Origin of the sequence: Faecalispora sporosphaeroides DSM 1294, assembly GCA_000383295.1 — a bacterium.
GTDB classification, from domain to species: domain Bacteria; phylum Bacillota; class Clostridia; order Oscillospirales; family Acutalibacteraceae; genus Faecalispora; species Faecalispora sporosphaeroides.
The window spans coordinates 13540-30315 of record KB911067.1 but is presented as its reverse complement, the minus strand read 5'-3'; the positions used below and the strand labels follow the sequence as shown (position 1 = coordinate 30315).

Annotated in this window: 15 protein-coding genes; 7 read left to right on the top strand and 8 right to left on the bottom strand. The window is 57.2% G+C overall.

Going from position 1 to position 16776, the window contains the following annotated elements:
- Positions 1-102 precede the first annotated feature (102 nt).
- The 7 genes from G340_RS0103735 to G340_RS0103705 all read left to right on the top strand — a co-directional run bounded on the left by G340_RS0103735 (position 103) and on the right by G340_RS0103705 (position 7480).
- Positions 103-1182: a BMP family ABC transporter substrate-binding protein gene (locus G340_RS0103735; protein WP_020072317.1), complete on the top strand. Its 1080-nt coding sequence runs from the start codon at positions 103-105 to the stop codon at positions 1180-1182.
- A gap of 88 nt (positions 1183-1270) precedes the next feature.
- Positions 1271-2812, top strand: a complete 1542-nt coding sequence (locus tag G340_RS0103730; protein WP_020072316.1) for an ABC transporter ATP-binding protein — start codon at positions 1271-1273, stop codon at positions 2810-2812.
- On the top strand, positions 2796-3923 hold the full coding sequence (locus tag G340_RS0103725; protein ID WP_020072315.1) for an ABC transporter permease: 1128 nt from the start codon (positions 2796-2798) through the stop codon (positions 3921-3923). The genes G340_RS0103730 and G340_RS0103725 overlap by 17 nt, the downstream gene beginning before the upstream one ends.
- Positions 3913-4839 carry an ABC transporter permease gene (locus tag G340_RS0103720; RefSeq protein WP_027103852.1) on the top strand — a complete coding sequence of 309 codons (927 nt, stop codon included), beginning with the start codon at positions 3913-3915 and terminating at the stop codon, positions 4837-4839. The genes G340_RS0103725 and G340_RS0103720 overlap by 11 nt, the downstream gene beginning before the upstream one ends.
- A 15-nt stretch (positions 4840-4854) precedes the next feature.
- Complete coding sequence (gene deoC, locus G340_RS18385; RefSeq protein ID WP_020072313.1) at positions 4855-5523, top strand: deoxyribose-phosphate aldolase; 669 nt, start codon at positions 4855-4857, stop codon at positions 5521-5523.
- Positions 5524-5580: 57 nt separating this feature from the next.
- Positions 5581-6024, top strand: coding sequence for a cytidine deaminase (locus G340_RS18380; protein WP_326522332.1), 444 nt, complete (start codon positions 5581-5583; stop codon positions 6022-6024).
- Between the two features lie 139 nt (positions 6025-6163).
- On the top strand, positions 6164-7480 hold the full coding sequence (locus tag G340_RS0103705; protein ID WP_020072311.1) for a pyrimidine-nucleoside phosphorylase: 1317 nt from the start codon (positions 6164-6166) through the stop codon (positions 7478-7480).
- A gap of 136 nt (positions 7481-7616) precedes the next feature.
- Here the strand turns inward: G340_RS0103705 and G340_RS0103700 are convergent, their stop codons facing one another.
- From G340_RS0103700 to G340_RS0103665, 8 genes are all read right to left on the bottom strand, one after another.
- Positions 7617-8423 carry an ABC transporter ATP-binding protein gene (locus G340_RS0103700; protein ID WP_020072310.1) on the bottom strand — a complete coding sequence of 269 codons (807 nt, stop codon included), beginning with the start codon at positions 8421-8423 and terminating at the stop codon, positions 7617-7619.
- A complete protein-coding gene (locus G340_RS0103695; RefSeq protein ID WP_020072309.1) occupies positions 8420-9436 on the bottom strand; it encodes a FecCD family ABC transporter permease in 1017 nt (338 codons plus the stop codon). The genes G340_RS0103700 and G340_RS0103695 overlap by 4 nt, the downstream gene beginning before the upstream one ends.
- On the bottom strand, positions 9433-10596 hold the full coding sequence (locus tag G340_RS0103690; RefSeq protein ID WP_020072308.1) for an ABC transporter substrate-binding protein: 1164 nt from the start codon (positions 10594-10596) through the stop codon (positions 9433-9435). The genes G340_RS0103695 and G340_RS0103690 overlap by 4 nt, the downstream gene beginning before the upstream one ends.
- Positions 10597-10704: 108 nt before the next feature.
- Positions 10705-11856 (bottom strand): nitrogenase component 1, encoded by a 1152-nt coding sequence (locus tag G340_RS16335; protein WP_020072307.1) that lies wholly within the window; start codon positions 11854-11856, stop codon positions 10705-10707.
- 6 nt (positions 11857-11862) lie between these two features.
- A complete protein-coding gene (locus tag G340_RS0103680) occupies positions 11863-13125 on the bottom strand; it encodes a nitrogenase component 1 (RefSeq protein WP_020072306.1) in 1263 nt (420 codons plus the stop codon).
- Positions 13103-13876: a nucleotide-binding protein gene (locus G340_RS0103675; RefSeq protein WP_020072305.1), complete on the bottom strand. Its 774-nt coding sequence runs from the start codon at positions 13874-13876 to the stop codon at positions 13103-13105. Before G340_RS0103675 ends, G340_RS0103680 begins: the two co-directional genes overlap by 23 nt.
- Before the next feature lie 413 nt (positions 13877-14289).
- On the bottom strand, positions 14290-14829 hold the full coding sequence (locus tag G340_RS0103670) for a methylated-DNA--[protein]-cysteine S-methyltransferase (RefSeq protein WP_020072304.1): 540 nt from the start codon (positions 14827-14829) through the stop codon (positions 14290-14292).
- Between the two features lie 14 nt (positions 14830-14843).
- Positions 14844-16304: an AlkA N-terminal domain-containing protein gene (locus G340_RS0103665; protein ID WP_020072303.1), complete on the bottom strand. Its 1461-nt coding sequence runs from the start codon at positions 16302-16304 to the stop codon at positions 14844-14846.
- Positions 16305-16776 lie beyond the last annotated feature (472 nt).

Sequence of the window (16776 nt, the reverse complement as noted above, 5' to 3'; positions counted from 1 at the left end):
GGCGTTCGGCTTCCGGGGATTCTCATCCCCCGTCCTCAAAGCCAGAAATACCGCTTTTTGGCGGTATATCATATTCAAAAAAATATATCAGGAGGAAAATGTATGAAAAAGATCATTGCACTTTTACTTGCAGCAGCGATGGCGGTATCCGCCACGGCGTGCTCCAGCGGTGGAGCGGCTTCTTCGGCGGCCGGCTCGAGCGCCGCGCCCGCAGGGGACCCCTCCAGCGCGGCAAAGGCCACCTACAAGGTTTCCATGGTTACCGATACCGGCGGTGTCAACGATCAGTCCTTTAACCAGCTTTCCTGGGAGGGCCTGCAGAAATTAAAGGCCGATGTCGGTGCGGACGTCAGCTACACGGAGTCCAAGCAGGAAGCCGACTATGCGACAAACCTGGATAAGGCCGTCGACGACCAAAATGACCTGATTTGGGGCGTCGGCTTTGCGATGGGTGACGCGATTCTGAATGCGGCAAAGGCAAACCCGGACGTTCGGTTTGCAATTGTGGACAACCAGTACGAAGAGACCCCCTCCAACCTGACTGCGGTGGTGTTCCGCGCGCAGGAGCCCTCCTTCCTGGTAGGCTACATTGCGGCAAAAACCACCAAAACCGACAAGGTCGGCTTTGTTGGCGGCGTCAAGAGCGACGTTATCGGTCAGTTTGAATACGGCTACAAGGCCGGCGTTGCTTACGGCGCGAAGGAAATGGGCAAAAAGATCGAGGTAGTTGCCCAGTATGCCGAAAGCTTCGTCGATTCCGCGAAGGGCAAGGCCATCGCCTCCAAGATGTTCTCCGGCGGATGCGACATCGTATTCCATGCCGCGGGCAATGTGGGTACCGGCGTTATCGAGGCCGCGAAGGAAGCGAACAAATACGCGATCGGCGTCGATAAGGACCAGGCGTTCCTCGCTCCCAACAATGTTCTGACCTCTGCTCTGAAGAAGGTTGACAAGGCTGTTGAAGAAGTCTCGAAAGAGATTATGGACGGCAAGGCAACCGGCGGCACCACCATCAGCCTGGGCGTGAAGGAAGACGCGGCCGGCATCCCCGAGGAGCACAAGCTCATGGGCGAAGAAACCTACAAAGCTGCCGTGGCTCTGCAAGATCAGATCAAAGACGGCAAGCTGGTTCCCCCCGCAAGTGAAGACGACTACAATACCTTTGTGAAAAACCTGAAATAATCGATTGCATCTGCACTTTTTTACGGAGGGGCGCCTTCGGGCGCCTTTCCCCGTAAAAGAGGGAACGGAAGGTTAGGGGAGATTTACTATGGAAATCAGTCCGGAATACGCAGTACAGATGCACGGTATTGTGAAAACATTCGGCTCCTTTTGCGCTTTGGATCAGGTGCATCTGGATGTCAAAAAAGGATCGATTCACGCCATTTTGGGCGAGAACGGCGCCGGTAAAAGTACCCTGATGAATGTGCTTTACGGCCTGTATCAGGCCGATGCCGGGGAAATCTTTTTAAACGGCGAGAGGGTCGCCATCAAAAACCCGAACGATGCCATTGCGCGCGGCATTGGAATGGTGCACCAGCATTTCATGCTGGTAGACAATTTTACGGTTACGGAAAATATCATTCTCGGCAAGGAAGTAACCGGCCAGTTCGGTGTTCTCAACATGAAGAAAGCGCGCGAAGAGGTTCTGAAGATCGTAAAGGAATACGGCCTTGAGGTGGACCCCGATGCAAAAATTGAAGATATTTCCGTTGGAATGCAGCAGCGCGTGGAAATTTTAAAGGCGCTGTACCGCGGCGCGGATATCCTGATTCTGGACGAGCCGACGGCGGTGCTCACTCCGCAGGAAATCGGCGAGCTGATCGAGATCATGCGCGGGCTCGCGGCCAATGGAAAAACCATCATCATCATTACCCACAAGCTCAAAGAGATCAAATTATCCTCCGACGTCTGCACGATCATTCGCCGCGGAAAGTATATCGATACGTTCCCGGTTCATGATGTGAGCGAGGAAGAGCTTGCGACAAAGATGGTGGGGCACCAGGTGAAGCTGGTGGTAGACAAAACCCCCGCCGAGCCCGGCGAGGTTATATTTGAAATTGAAAATCTGACAGTAAAGGACGAACGCGGACTCGAAGCGGTCAAGAACCTTTCGCTTCGCGTACGCAGAGGCGAGATTATCGGAATTGCCGGCGTTGACGGAAACGGTCAGAAAGAGCTGGTAGAGGCGATTACCTGTCTGACAAAGGTGGAAAGCGGCGCCATTCGGATCAATGGAACCGAAATCCAGAATACGACTCCGCGCAACGTCATTGAACATAAAATTTCAACCATACATGAGGACCGCCAGCGCCGCGGACTGGTGCTGCCGTTTACCGTAGCGGAAAATACCGTGCTTGAAAAATACCGCAGCAGCCAGTTCAGCAGACGCGGCATGCTGCTGCTGGATAAAATTTCGGCCTTCGCCAAGCGCCTTGTGGAGGATTACGACATCCGCCCGGCCGGCTGCGAGGAGCGCCCGGCGCGCGGGCTTTCGGGCGGCAACCAGCAAAAGGTGATCATCGCGAGAGAAATCTCGAACGACCCCGACCTGCTTATCGCCGTGCAGCCCACCCGTGGTCTGGATGTGGGCGCGATCGAGTATGTACACAAAATGCTGGTGCAGGAGCGCGACAAGGGCAAGGGCATTCTGCTGGTTTCGCTGGAGCTGGATGAAATTCTGAATGTGGCCGATACCGTCTGCGTGATCTACGGCGGGTCGATCACCGGCACCTTCACACAGAAGGAAGCCGACGAAAACACGGTCGGACTATTAATGGCGGGAGGCAAGCGGAATGAAAACGCTGGTTAAGATACTGAAAAAACCAATCACCTCCACGCTGATTGCCGTGCTGTTCGGCTTTCTGGTAGCGGCGATTGTTCTGGTTCTGGCGGGGTACAATCCCATTGAGGCGTTCAGCGCCCTGGCGAGCGGGATTTTCTCCAAGCCAAAGTACATTTCCAATGTCGTCATCAAGGCGACGCCCATTATTCTGACGGGCCTCTCCGTGGCGTTTGCCTATAAAACGGGCCTGTTCAATATTGGGGCCGAGGGGCAGTATATCGCGGGCACCGTGTTTTCCGTCCTTGTGGGCGTCAAGCTCGATCTGGCCCCGGTGCTCCAGATTCCGATCGTTGTGCTGGCCGGTGTGCTGGGCGGCGCCCTGTTCGGCGGAATCGTCGGCCTGCTGAAGGCAAAATTCGGGATTCACGAGGTTATTACCAGCATCATGCTGAACTGGATCGGCCTGTATTTCTGCAACTTTATCGTCAATTCAGAGGCATACCATAAGCCGAATTCCACCGCCAGCCTGCCGGTGAACGCGTCGAGCTACACGATGCTGCTGCCAAAGTGGAAAACCTCCCCCGAGGGGGTGGCGGCGCTGAAACCCCACCAGTGGCTGTACGACACGCTGGTTCGTACAGACGTGAATTTCGGAATTTTAATCGCGATTGTGATGGTCGCGGTGATCTGGGTTCTGCTGTACCGTTCCACAAAGGGGTACGAGCTGCGCGCCGTCGGCTTTAACCGCGACGCGGCGGAATTCTCCGGCATCAACGTCAGCCGCAACATCATCGATTCCATGCTGATTGCCGGTGCGCTTTCGGGCCTGGCGGGCGCGCTTGCGATTACGGGCACGGCGCCGCACGGCATCTCTACGCTGGCCGCGTTTGAAAACAACGGCTTCAACGGTCTTTCGGTGGCCCTGATCGCCGGCTCCTCCCCGGTTGGCTGTGTGTTTGCCGGGCTGCTGTTCGGCGGGCTGCTGTACGGCGGGCAGAGCGTTCAGCAGGTGGTTGGCGCCCCGACCGAGATTATCAATATCATGATCGGTACGATTGTATTCTTTGTTGCCCTGACTCGGATTGTTCCGATTCTGGCAGACAGACTGGGAAAGAGGGGTGCCGAACATGCTAACTAGCATTTTGCTTTTGCTTGGGATTACGATGATGTATTCCACCCCCCTGGTGTTCGGCGCGCTGGGCGGCGTGATTTCGGAACGCTCCGGTGTGACCAATATCGGCATTGAGGGCATGATGACGATGGGAGCCCTCACCGCGGCGTCGGTCAGCTTTTATACCGGCAACCCCTGGCTCGGTTTTCTGGCCGCGGGCGCGGCGGGCGCGGTGATCGCTCTTCTGCACGCCATTGCGTCCATCACCTTCAATGCGGATCAGACGATTTCCGGTATCGCCATCAACCTCCTCGGCCCCGGCTTTGCGCTGTTCTTCTGCCGCCTGCTGTTTGACAACGCGGCGATGACGCCCCCCGTAAAGACGCTGCCGAAGCTGTTTGGCGAAAACGCGTTTCATGGCACCCCGGCAGAGAGCCTGAACGTGGATGTCACCGTTCTTCTCGCCCTGATTGCCACGGTAATCATTTGGTTTGTGCTTTACAAAACCAAATGGGGCCTTCGCATCCGCTCGGTCGGCGAATACCCGGCGGCGGCGGATACCCTAGGAATCAACGTCACCCGCACGCGGTATCTCTGCGTGCTGATGTCCGGCGTGTTGGCGGGCTTCGGAGGCGCCTCCATGACGCTGGCGATTATCTCTCAGTTCAACCAGACAGCCATCAGCGGCCAGGGCTTTATCGCGCTGGCGGCGGTGATCTTCGGCAAATGGACGCCGTTCGGTGCGTACGGTGCGTGCATGCTGTTCGGTCTGGCGCAGGCCCTCACGGTCGTGCTTGGCGGCAGCGACAGCAGCGTGATGCTCCCAAGCCAGATTCTGGCTATGCTGCCGTATGTATTAACCATTATTGTGCTGGTCCTCTTCGTCGGTCGTTCCGTCGCCCCGAAGGCAGATGGAGTGCCCTACGAAAAAGGCGAACGCTGACAGAAGGAGAAACGTATGGAACTTGCAAAAATTGTCGGTACGGTAGACCATACCCTGCTCAAGCAGGCGGCCACGTGGGAGCAGATCCAAGAGCTCTGCGACGACGCGATGCGTTACCACACGGCGTCGGTCTGCATTCCGGCTTCTTATGTGAAGCAGGCCAAAGAGTATGTGGGCGGCGCCATGCGCGTCTGCACGGTTATCGGCTTCCCCAACGGCTACTCCACCACGGCGGTGAAGGTGTTTGAAACGCAGGATGCCGTTCACAACGGCGCGGATGAAATCGATATGGTCGTTAACATCGGATGGATCAAGGACGGGCTTTACGATCAGGTCACGGAAGAGATCAGACAGATCAAACAGGCCTGCGGCGGGCGCATCCTGAAGGTGATCGTGGAGACCTGCCTCCTCACGGAGGAGGAGAAAATCCGGATGTGCGAGGTCGTCACACGCTCCGGCGCGGACTTCATCAAAACCTCCACCGGCTTTTCCACCGGCGGCGCAACCTTTGAGGATGTGGCGCTGTTCGCGAAGCATGTCGGCCCCGGCATCAAAATCAAGGCTGCCGGTGGAATCGCGAGTATGGAGGATGCGGAGCGCTTCCTTTCGCTTGGCGCTTTCAGGCTGGGAACCAGCCGGATCATTCAGATTCTGAAAAACGAGGACTCCGGCGGGCAGTATTGAGTGCGGTCCGAATGTTTTTTCAACGGGCAAAGGGCGGATCATGATCCGCCCTTTGCCATCACAGCAGAGAGAAGGAGCCTTATGATGGACGACAAAGAACTGGTGAAAGCGGCAATTGCAGCGCGCGAAATGGCCTACGCGCCATACTCCGGATTTGCTGTGGGCGCGGCGCTTCTGACTGCCGACGGGAAGCTGTATCAGGGCTGCAACATTGAAAATGCGGCCTATACCCCCAGCAACTGCGCGGAGCGCACGGCCTTTTTTAAGGCGGTGAGCATCGGCGAGCGGGACTTTGCCGCGATTGCAATTGTCGGCGGGAGGCATGGGGCGCCCATCGGCGAGTACTGCGCGCCCTGCGGCGTATGCCGGCAGGTGATGATGGAATTCTGCGACCCGGACACCTTCCGGATTCTTCTGGCGAAAAGCCCGGAGGAATGGCAGTCTTACACGCTGAAGGAGCTGCTGCCGCTCGGCTTCAGCGGCAAGGATTTAAACAGGTAATACGGATTTTCTCAGGCGAACCAAAAGCGGTTTCTGCTGCTTCGCGAGAAATCAACAGCCAATATCGTTGCCCCGTTTTCAAAGGGATGCAGCGATCAGTTTGACGATTCGATTTGGAAAAGGGTGACCCACAGTGAGAATGTATGATATTATTGAGAAAAAGCGGGACGGCGGGGAGCTGACCAGAGAAGAGATTGAGTTTTTCATCCGCGGCTATGTTTCCGGCGACATTCCGGATTATCAGGCCTCCGCGCTTTTGATGGCGATCTATTTTAAGGGGATGACCGAGGAGGAAACCGCCACGCTCACAATGTGTATGGCGAACTCCGGCGACACGGTCGACCTCTCCTCTATCCCGGGTATCAAGGTGGATAAGCACAGCACCGGCGGCGTTGGGGATAAAACCACGCTGGTCATTTCGCCGATCGTGGCGTCGCTCGGCGTTCCGGTTGCGAAAATGAGCGGGCGCGGCCTTGGGCACACCGGGGGAACGGTGGACAAGATGGAGTCGATCCCCGGTATGCAGACGTTCCTTGACCGCGAGCGCTTCTTTGACATCGTGCGCAGGGTCGGTGTGAGCGTGATCGGCCAGTCGGGCAATCTGGTGCCCGCCGACAAAAAACTGTACGCCCTGCGCGACGTTACCGCCACGGTAGACAGCATCCCGCTGATCGCCTCGAGCATCATGAGCAAGAAGATCGCGGCGGGCTCCGACTGCATCCTGCTGGACGTTAAGGAGGGCAGCGGCGCGTTCATGAAAACGGTGGAGGATTCCATCCGGCTGGCCGAGGCGATGGTCTCCATCGGCGAGCACGTCGGCCGCAGAACGGTCGCCTTGATCACCGACATGAGCCGCCCGCTCGGCAACGCCATCGGCAATTCGCTCGAAATCTGCGAGGTGTGCGATACGCTCAAGGGCCGCGGACCCGCCGACCTGACGGAGATCTGCATTGAGCTGGCCGCCAACATGCTGTTTCTTGCGGGCAAGGGCAGCATTGAGCAGTGCAAGCGCATGGCCGAGGGGCAGCTTCGCAACGGCGAAGCCTATGCGCGCCTGAAAGAAATGGTGGCGGCGCAGGGCGGCGATATCGCCGTTCTGGACGACAACAGCAAATTCCGGCAAGCCAAGGTGCACCACGAGGTTTACGCCCGACAGGACGGCTGGTTCTACGCCATGGATACCGAAAAATGCGGAATTGCTTCCGTAGAGCTTGGGGCCGGGCGCGAGAAGAAGGATGACCCCATCGATTACAGCGCCGGAATCATCCTGAAAAAGAAGGTGGGCGACAGAGTGCAGGCGGGCGAGCCGCTCGCCGTGTTTTACACGTCCGATTCCTCCCGCTGCGCGCAGGCGGAGCGCCTGTTTGAAAGCGCCGTCACCATTCGCGGCGAGGCGCCGGAACAGATTCCGCTCATCTATGCGCGCGTCACGCGCGACGGTGTGGAGCGCTATTGACAGGTCAGCCAACGATAAAAAATCAATCCGGTTTGCAGGTGCCCGGCAGATTTGCTGGCAGATCATTTGCAATCGGCATAAGAAAGGCCGGGAACGCATCGTTCCCGGCCTTTTGCCGTGTTTTACAGATTTTGTTTCAATGTGCGGCCGCAGACCTTGAGCTGATGGGAATCACGCAGTGGAAGGCTTCGTTCTCCACCTCCACGCTGCGGATACACACCCGAACCGAAAAGGCCCGGTTCAGGTTTTCTTCGCTTATGACCTCGGTACTTTTCCCGTAAACGCAGGTGCCGTCCCGGTTTAAAATCAGCGCGTCGTCCGCGATCTGCAGGGCGTGGTCGGGGTAGTGCGTGTTGATCACGGCAGAAATCCCGCGCCGGCGCGACAGCTCCTGAATACAGTTTAAAACGGTGAGCTGGTTCTTGAAATCGAGGTTTGATTCCGGCTCGTCCAAAATCAGCATGGCGGGGTTCGAGGTCATGGCGCGGGCGATCAGCACCATCTGCAATTCACCGCCGCTCATTTCGTTGCACTGCTTGTCCTTCAGGTCGAGAATGCCGATCGATTCCATGCAGGCGAGCGCCAGCTTTTCATCCTCCGCGCCCGGCAGCTCAAACATCTTTAAGTGGGCCGACCTGCCCAGCGTGACCATCTCTTTTGCCGTGTAAGAGAACACGGAGGTTTTTGCCTGCGGAACATAGGCGATTTTCTGCCACAGCTCCCGTTCCGGTATTTGCCGCAGCGGGGTGCCATTCAGCAGGCTTTCGCCGCTGTCCCATTGCAGCATTCCCATCATGCAGCGCAGCAGGGTGGTTTTTCCCACGCCGTTCGAGCCGAGAATGCTCAGAACCTTGCCGCTTTCCACTTGCAGGCAGATGTTTTGCAGCACCTGCCGCTCTGTGCCGGGGTAGCGGTAGCAGCCGTTTTTTACTTCAAAAGTCATAGCTGAGTTCCTCCCGTCTTTCTTAAAAGGAGAATAAAGAATGGAGCGCCGATGACGGCGGTCAGAATGGAAATCGGGATTTCCGCCGCGGTGGCGCTGCGGGCCAAAGTGTCGATCACCACCAGAAAGACGGCGCCGAAGCTGATGCTGACCGGCACCACGTTTTTATTGTTGCTGCCGAACAGCATTCTGGCAACGTGCGGAACAAGAAGCCCAACCCAGCCCACCTGCCCGCACATGGAAACACACGACGCGGTGACAAAGGTGGCGGCAAACATGATCATCAGGCGGATTCGCTTGACGTTGACCCCCAGAGAGCGGGCCTCGTCGTCGCTGAGCGCCATAATGTTCAGCCGCCAGCGCAAAAAGAAGATGACCAGTGTTCCCACCAGGATGAACGGCAGCCCCAGCATCAGGCTGGAATAGCTGATTCCCGTCAGGCTGCCCATCAGCCAGTAGGTGATGCTCGGCAGAACATCCTGCGGGTCGGCCACGTACTTCACAAGCGATACCAGCGCCTGAAACAGCGAGGAAACCACCATGCCGCTCAGCACGACCATGATGATCGTGCTTTTGCCCTTCTGTCGGCTGATGAGAGTGGTCAGTATGATCGCGCACATGCCGAAAATCAGGGCAGAGATTTGAACCGCGAGCAGATTCTTCGAGAACATCAGGGCCATGGCCGCGCCGAAGGAAGCGCCGCTCGCCACCCCGAGCGTATCCGGGGTGGCAAGCGGATTGGTGAACAGCCCCTGAAAGGCCGCGCCGGAAACAGCCAGTCCCGCGCCGATGAACATCGCCAGAATCACGCGCGGCAGGCGCACGCCGAACAGCACGGAGAGCTGAGTGGAATCCATTTCCGCGGCGGTTCCCGTCAGGGGAGAGAACAAAACCCTCACGGTGTCCGCAACGCTGATGGAATACCGCCCGATGCCAAGGCATATGACCGCAACCGCAAAGGGAAGCAGCAGCAAAAGGATTCTGCTGCGAATGGTCAGCGTCGCCCTGCTCATTTCTTCAAACCGGAAGCCTCGCTGGAGGGGTTGAAAATCTGCCGGAGCTCTTCCTCACTCAGATCATAGTGGTAGAATCTCTGATAGTACTCCTTGACTTCCTTTTCCATGTCGACATCCTTGAACAGCTCCGGCTGGTTTTTCGCGGCGAGCCACTTCATGGCCAGAGGCGTGTCGGAGGCCGGCGGGAACCAGCGGTACATGCCGAGCGGGAATTTGTAGACGCTTTTGTCCTGCACCGCCTTTACCTTGCTCCAGTCGAAGCCCTCGATGGAGTTGCCGTACAGGTCGTCGGGCTGGTAAGGCGAAAAGTTTGTGATGTAAATTTTGTCGGGGTTCCACTGGTAGATCTGCTCCATGTTGATTTCGGCCATGCCCTTGAGGTCTTTCGCCACATTCTCCGCGCCGGTGGTGTCGAGCCAGTACTGGCCGAAGAAATTGCTGCCGGAGGTTTTGATTGTGCCGTTGTCATAGCGGAACAGAATCAGCACTTTCGGCTTTTTCAGGGAATCACCGGCCGCCTTGATGGTGCCGGCAATCTCGTCCTCTACCTGATAGCCGTAATCCGCAATCTGTTTGGCTGTGTCGGCCTGGCCGAGCACCTCGCCGAGCAGTGTGACCCAGTTGTCGAACGTTTCCACCGTGTCAAACTTGAATTTGCTGGTGCTGAAGCCCACGGCGGGAATGCCGGCCTTCGTCAGCGTTTCGTAGTCCGCTGTGTTGTCCGCGGAATAGAACACGACGTCGGGTTTGAGCTTGAGCACCTCTTCAATGTTGATGCTGCCGTCCTTCAGAAAGTCTGTGCTCGCGTTCAGAATTTCCGGGTGGACTTTGGGCAGAATGGAGTTTTTGGCCGCCGCCATGGAGGAGGGATCCATGCCGACCACCTTTGCCGCCGCGCCGTCGAACAGGGCCACGACGGAGGGGAGGGGCATGATGGAGGAAATAACGATGCGGTTGATCTCGGCGGGAAGCACAATCGTGTTGCCCGCGTGATCCGTCACTGTACGGGTGCCTGCCTGTGCGGAAGAAACCGCCTCAGACGGGGCGGCTGCCTCAGAGGAGGACTGCCCTGCGGTTCCCGCGCAGCCCCCGAGGGCCGAGGTCAGCAGGAGTGCGCTGACTGCCGCGGATAGAATTCTTTTTGAGAGCTTGAACATGTTCTACCAACTTTCCTGACCGGTGTTCGTCTGAATGCGAAGGAGGGAAAGCGTTCAGGCTGCCGCCGGTTTCTTTAATTTATTATAATAAACGCCGTTCGGCGATCATTATCTCGTTTTTGCAAGGAACGCGTTGAACCGTTCCCCAATGCAGCTGACCGGCGGTGTGCCGGACATTTTACTGGAGATGCAGTACGAGGGCAAATCGAAAAAATCCACCTCTGTTTCCGGATGAATCAGCATGCGAAGCATCGGGTCGCCGATGATTTGGCGGTATTTTCCGCAGTTGACGGTCTCTTCGATTTTCTGCTCGTCCTCCAAATTCAGAATATTCGCCCCCGGGAGTTCGGGCTCTGTGCCGAACAGGCAGCCGCAGTCGGCGGCAAGGCCAAAGTCGGCTTTCAGCCCCAACTGAAGGCTTCGGCAGAGGATTTCGTCCCCCAGCACAAGGATTTCAGCGTCTTCGCCCGCTGTGTGCGGAACCAGAGATTTTTGCCCGTTCAGACAGCTATGTACGGCTTCGAGCCATTTCTCCTGCGCGCTTTTCCCGATCGGGATTTGAACAAGAAAGGGAATGCCGAACCGCTTTTCCAAATAGCGGGCGGGGCGCAGGCCGGACTGCGAAACCACCAGATTCAGAGAAGCCTGCGCAGCCTTCTGAACCGCCTCCATCGTCAGGCCGTCGCAAAAGCTGGAGACAAGCTCCAGGCTGTTCTGCGCAAGGGCCGCTTTGAGGTCGCTTGCCGCGCCGCTCCCAAAATCCAGCGGGGTCAGCCCCAGCAGGTTCACGCCGTTCGGTATTTTCCGCTCCGGCGTTTGGGTAAAGCGCTCCATCAGCGCAAGGCAGGCCTGCGCAATACCGTCGGAATAATATCTGGTTCCGGTGGTGTCAAAGCCAAGGCATGGAATCCCGGTGCGGGCTTCAATGTCGGCGGCGATGCCCTTCATGTCGGTGCCGATCACCATGGGCACCGGGCTGCCGATCAGCACGATCAGCTCCGGGTGCAGGCTTTCGGCGGCGTCCAGCACTTTTTGAATCATTTTTTCGTCGTCGCCCAGAATCGCATCGATTTCGCGCAGGCCGGAGCAGAAAATCGCGGTTTTCGACCCGTACCAGCGCGGCTCGTCGTACCCGGTGTAATTGCCGGTACAGCCGGAAGCATCGTGGATCACCGCGACGCAGTTCAGATCAAAAATTGCCGAGCACACCCCCGAATAGTCGGGAGAGAAGGGGGGGAGCTTCACGCAGAGTTTACCCAATTCTGATCACACCACCAATCCATAGTCTTCAATCAGCGCGCGCAGGTCGATCGCGGTCTCCGCGGCCTCCTCCATCAGCTCCATCAGCCTTCGGATGCCGTAATACCCGAACAGACCCTCGTCGGCGAACAAATCAACCACATGCTCGGAGCCGGAAATGTAAGCGGCGTTCACACCGATGGAAAGGCTGCCCGGAAAGCGCCTGTCGAATTTCACGATGTCGTTGTGCTCCGGCTGTAAAATCTCCACCTTCGGCATATGCTCCGTTACCCATTCAAAGGCTTCGCGGTCGGACGGAATGACCTCCTGCGCAAAGATTCTGTGAACAGTAAAGCCGTATTTGTCGAGTGCCTTCGCCAGACTGAACGGACGCACCACGGCGGAAGAATCGAGAATCAGGGACAGCCCGCCCAGCTTTTTCACCGCGTGCGCAACGGCCCTTTCGGCGGCTTGTCTGTCCGCTTCCACATCATAGGCGGGAGCGGTGTTTGGGCGAAGAAACTCGTGGATGCCCCGGTACTGCCCGGCAACCGCGTCCAGATCATAGCTGACCGGGAAAAACCGGAAGGGAATTTTACAGCGTGCCTCCATCTCTTTTGCGGCCTTCATTCCGGGAGGCATGAGCACCAGATTGGCGGAGCTTCTGGCCATTTCCTGCCACTTGTCAAAATCCTGATACTGGCTGACGTGGCGCAATGTGGAAACGCCCTCCTGCTCCAGCATTTTGTGCAGCTCGCACGCCGGGTCCACCGCGACCAGGTTGCCGATGCTGTTGACCCCGCCGTCGCGCTCGGGCTGCTTAGAGAGCAGGCTGTAAATCCTTTTTTGAATCCCGATCGGCGGCGGCTCGTCCGAACCAAGAGTGATCGGGTTCATGTGCGCCATGCGGAACTGGATATCCGGGTGACGCAGCTCCAGCTCTGCCTCCACTGCGTCGCAGTCCGTGCCGATCAGGTCGTCCAGGCAGCTGACGAATACGAACATGGCGCGCGGGCGTTTTTTCAACGCGCGCAGCAGTTCCTCCACCGCGTTTAGAATTAGATCGTCGTACCCGTTGATGATGTCGCTCTGATCCACATAATAGTAAGAAATTCGGTCTTTCAGTCCCTGCTTGAGTGCGCCCAGCGCGCCGTGCCGGCCGCAGGCAAAGGGACAGATGAAAAGCTGGTAGCTTTCAGGGGCGAGCATCCCCATGCGGACAACACCCCATCCGCCGTGGGCAGGGGTGGCATAATGCAGCGTGGATTCAAAGCATCCGCAGCGATTCATGGCCGCACACCTCCATTACCTTTGAAGCAAGGTCCAAGTATTCCTTTGCCATATCGCAGTCGGGGAGCGCCTCAATCACGGTTTTCCCCTCGTTTTCGGCGCGCTGTACGTCGGGGCTGCGCGGGATCACCTTTACAATGTCGCCGCCGATTTCCCCGGCCGCCTTTTGCACCAGCTCCAGCTCGTTTTCAATGTTCCGCGAGTTGAGAATGATGCCGGAAAATTCCGCGTAACCGCGGTTCCCGAAATTCTTGATCGCCTGCGAGATGTTGCAGGCCGCATATAAAGACATCATTTCGCCGGAGGTCACGATAAAAACGCGGTCCGCGTACCCGCCGCGGATGGGCATGGCGAAGCCGCCGCATACCACGTCCCCCAGCACATCATAGAAGACGATATCCGGCTGATATACCTCGTAAGCGCTGAGCTCCTCCAGCTTGTTGAAAGCCGTAATAATGCCGCGGCCCGCGCACCCGATGCCCGGGGTCGGCCCGCCGGATTCCACACAGATCACATTGGAAAATCCGGAGAACGCAATGTCCTCCAGCCTCAGGCTGTTCCCTTTTTCACGAATCTGATCGAGCACCGTGGGGATTCGGCGGCCCTTCATCAGGTTTTTCGTGGAGTCGGCCTTGGGGTCGCATCCAATCTGCATCACCCGGTAGCCCTGCAGAGCCAGTGCCGCGGAAAGATTCGAGGTCGTGGTGGATTTTCCGATTCCACCCTTGCCGTAAATGGCAATTTTATACAAGTTTGTCACATCCAATCCTATGTGTCGTATCCGCAACAAACCTTAAAACGCACAAAGAGGCATGCGAAGCCGGCACAGCCGGCGGTTTGCTGCCGTTCACCGTCAATCAGCACCCGAAAGGCGCGCTGCGGGGCCGCAGCCTGAGAACCGGACGGTTTTCAAATAAATTGACGGTATCGCCTGAACTATCCAGTTAGTATTTGCTAACATAAGAGCGTAATCAAGTGCAAATTTATCCGCCGAATATCTGAATGAATCGACAAAGAATAAAAACGAAAAAAATATGTTAGTTAAACCTAACTTTATAAATTAGCATAGCAAAGCGTTTTTTAAAAGTCAATATTCCAATAAAAGAAATCCTATTTTACCTATTTTATCCAGATTTCAAAAAAAATTATTAGATGATATGATCATTACAAGGCGGTTCCTTTGGCCGGGAGAACCAGCTTCGACAGATCTGCTCCCTCGTGCTCCAGCAACCGGATTTTTTTCTCGATGCCGCCCGCATAACCGGTCAGGCTGCCGTTTGACCCCACAACCCGGTGGCAGGGAATGATGATGGAGATGGGATTATGCCCCACCGCCCCGCCGACTGCCTGCGCGGACATGTGCGCACGATGCATCCGGGCCGCCATTTCCTTTGCGATCTCGCCGTAGGTGATGACCTCGCCGTAGGGAATCGAGCAGAGAATCTCCCATACCGCCCTGCGAAATTCGCTTCCATATGGGGCCAGCGGCAGCTCGGCGATTGCGGGCTTTTGGCCTGAAAAATACTTGTCCAGCCACTCTTTTGCGGCGTTGAAGACCGGCAGCCTGGGGCTTTCGGCCATGGCTTGCGCCACAGTGCCGCCAAAGTATTTTTGCCCCTGCAGCCACAGGCCGACCAGGCTGCTGCCGTCGCTTGCCAGCGTGAGCGTTCCTACAGGTGACGAATGCTGTGCGGAATAGTACATATTTTCCTCCTGCTTTAAATAGCGTTCCACAAATTCACCGTCGCGTAGCTGCGCCAGGGCCGCCACGTTTCCGCCAAATCCAATATTTCTTTTGATGTGCGGGGCGCGAGTGCTTTTTGAATGCCGTAATCCGTGTGCGGAAAAGCGTCGGGCCATCCCATTGCGCGCATGGCGATGTACTGTGCCGTCCAAGGCCCGATGCCGGGGCGCTTCATCAGCTTTTGCAGCTCTGCTTCCGGTTGAGGGCAGAGGCTGAAATCGATGCTCCCCAGATGAAAGGCCCGTGCCAGCTCCAGAATCGTATTTGCCCGCTCTCCGGCGATTCCGAGCGGGCCGAGGCGGTCACCGATTGATCCGCCGAAGGCAAGCACCGTATTCGGCGAGGGAAAGGCGTGAGTCAGGCCCGCGGTACCGGTCTGAATGGGAACGCCGTAAGCCGCCACGAGCCTTGCCGCCAGCGTGCGCGCGCCTTTTACGGTAATCTGCTGCCCGAGCACCGCCCGCACCGCGATCTCGAACGGGTCGAAGCTGCCGGGGACGCGGGCGCCCCGCACACAAAGGCCGGAGCGGATGCGGTTCATGGAAGCAAGGCCGTCGTATACCGCATCTGGGTCGCAGTATAAATCGAACAGGTGGCGAATCCGCGACAGCACCTGTGGCAGTACCGGCAGCAGGGAATCGTTCAGTGTGACGGTCAGCGCGCTTTTTTGCGGCCGATGGCCGACCCGCACCCAGCCGTACACCTGCCGGTCGCCGTGTTCCAGGCACACGGTGCGCAGGTACTCCCCGCCGTGAATCGTTTCCACACCGGGAACCGCGCGCAGTGCCAGAAAATCCAGCATTTGCCGCCACTGGTAAGGCGGGCGGTACCCCAGTGCCACGGTCACTTCGCTGTGCGCTTCCTTTTTGTCCGCAGCCTGCCGGCGAAGTGCGGTGGGCGCGAGCCGGTAATGCTTTTGGAACAGGTCGTTGAAGCGCCTAAGACTGCCGAAGCCGGAGGCCATCGCGACGTCGGTGACCGAAAGCGCTGTGTCCGTCAGCAGATTTTTGGCGAGAAGCAGCCTGCAGGTTTGCAGATATTGAATCGGAGTGACATGGTATTCCGCCGCAAATGCCCGGCGCAGATGGCGGTCTGTGCAGCCGAGCTGTCCGGCCAGCTCCGCCATGCTTTGCCCGCCCCCGCAGGTTTCTTCCAGCAGTCTTGCGGCCCGCTGCGCGAGAGACGAAACGGCGTCCACACGCGCGCTGCCCGGGGCAAGCTCCGGGCGGCATAAAAGGCAGGGGCGAAAGCCGGCCTGCTCCGCCGCGGCCGCGGTGGTATAAAAAGAGCAGTGTTCGGGCTTTGGCAGCTTTGCCCGGCACACCGGGCGGCAATAAATGCCCGTGGTGGATATCCCCACAAAAAAGCGTCCGTCAAACCGTGCGTCTTTGGCTTCAAACGCCGCGTATCGAGCCCGGTCTTCAGCCGTTTGCATCAGCGCACCTCCTTTGGGCTGCCGTTTTCTGAATTTAAAATGGCTCTCTCAGGCGTCGAAAATCTTTTTTCGTGCCGTGAGGTTATGATATCATTCTCTATCGGGCAAACTGATCGAAGGGCAAGCCCGGATGCTCCTGTCGCAGAGCGAATGGTTCCGTGCTCTCTCCGGCACGCGAAGCCTCGCTTTCGTTGATGCCGTGAGGTTATTATAACATCTATTTCTGCAAAAGCCAGCCGTTTTCGGACCTGCATCTTAAAAATGGCATACCGCCCCTCTGCGCTCACGGCTCTGTGTACACCGCTGCAGAGCGCGATTTTTGGGAACCTCATTGACGAAAAAACGAATTTAAATCTTATTTAATTTCCAGAAATAAATAAAGTGAAAAAGAATGGGTTCAATAAAATTAGGCAATAAATACAATAAAGCTATGCCAAACTTCTATCAACTGAAAACGCTCCCGATATTGAAA

What these genes read in the sequence shown, in the direction of transcription:
- G340_RS0103730 (WP_020072316.1), top strand. Translation starts at nt 1,271, where the DNA reads ATGGAAATCAGTCCGGAATACGCAGTACAGATGCACGGTATTGTGAAA.
- G340_RS0103665 (WP_020072303.1), bottom strand. Translation starts at nt 16,304, where the DNA reads ATGCAAACGGCTGAAGACCGGGCTCGATACGCGGCGTTTGAAGCCAAA.
- G340_RS0103670 (WP_020072304.1), bottom strand. Translation starts at nt 14,829, where the DNA reads ATGTACTATTCCGCACAGCATTCGTCACCTGTAGGAACGCTCACGCTG.
- G340_RS0103680 (WP_020072306.1), bottom strand. Translation starts at nt 13,125, where the DNA reads ATGAATCGCTGCGGATGCTTTGAATCCACGCTGCATTATGCCACCCCT.
- G340_RS0103720 (WP_027103852.1), top strand. Translation starts at nt 3,913, where the DNA reads ATGCTAACTAGCATTTTGCTTTTGCTTGGGATTACGATGATGTATTCC.
- G340_RS0103695 (WP_020072309.1), bottom strand. Translation starts at nt 9,436, where the DNA reads ATGAGCAGGGCGACGCTGACCATTCGCAGCAGAATCCTTTTGCTGCTG.
- G340_RS0103690 (WP_020072308.1), bottom strand. Translation starts at nt 10,596, where the DNA reads ATGTTCAAGCTCTCAAAAAGAATTCTATCCGCGGCAGTCAGCGCACTC.
- G340_RS0103700 (WP_020072310.1), bottom strand. Translation starts at nt 8,423, where the DNA reads ATGACTTTTGAAGTAAAAAACGGCTGCTACCGCTACCCCGGCACAGAG.
- G340_RS0103725 (WP_020072315.1), top strand. Translation starts at nt 2,796, where the DNA reads ATGAAAACGCTGGTTAAGATACTGAAAAAACCAATCACCTCCACGCTG.
- G340_RS0103705 (WP_020072311.1), top strand. Translation starts at nt 6,164, where the DNA reads ATGTATGATATTATTGAGAAAAAGCGGGACGGCGGGGAGCTGACCAGA.
- G340_RS0103735 (WP_020072317.1), top strand. Translation starts at nt 103, where the DNA reads ATGAAAAAGATCATTGCACTTTTACTTGCAGCAGCGATGGCGGTATCC.
- deoC (WP_020072313.1), top strand. Translation starts at nt 4,855, where the DNA reads ATGGAACTTGCAAAAATTGTCGGTACGGTAGACCATACCCTGCTCAAG.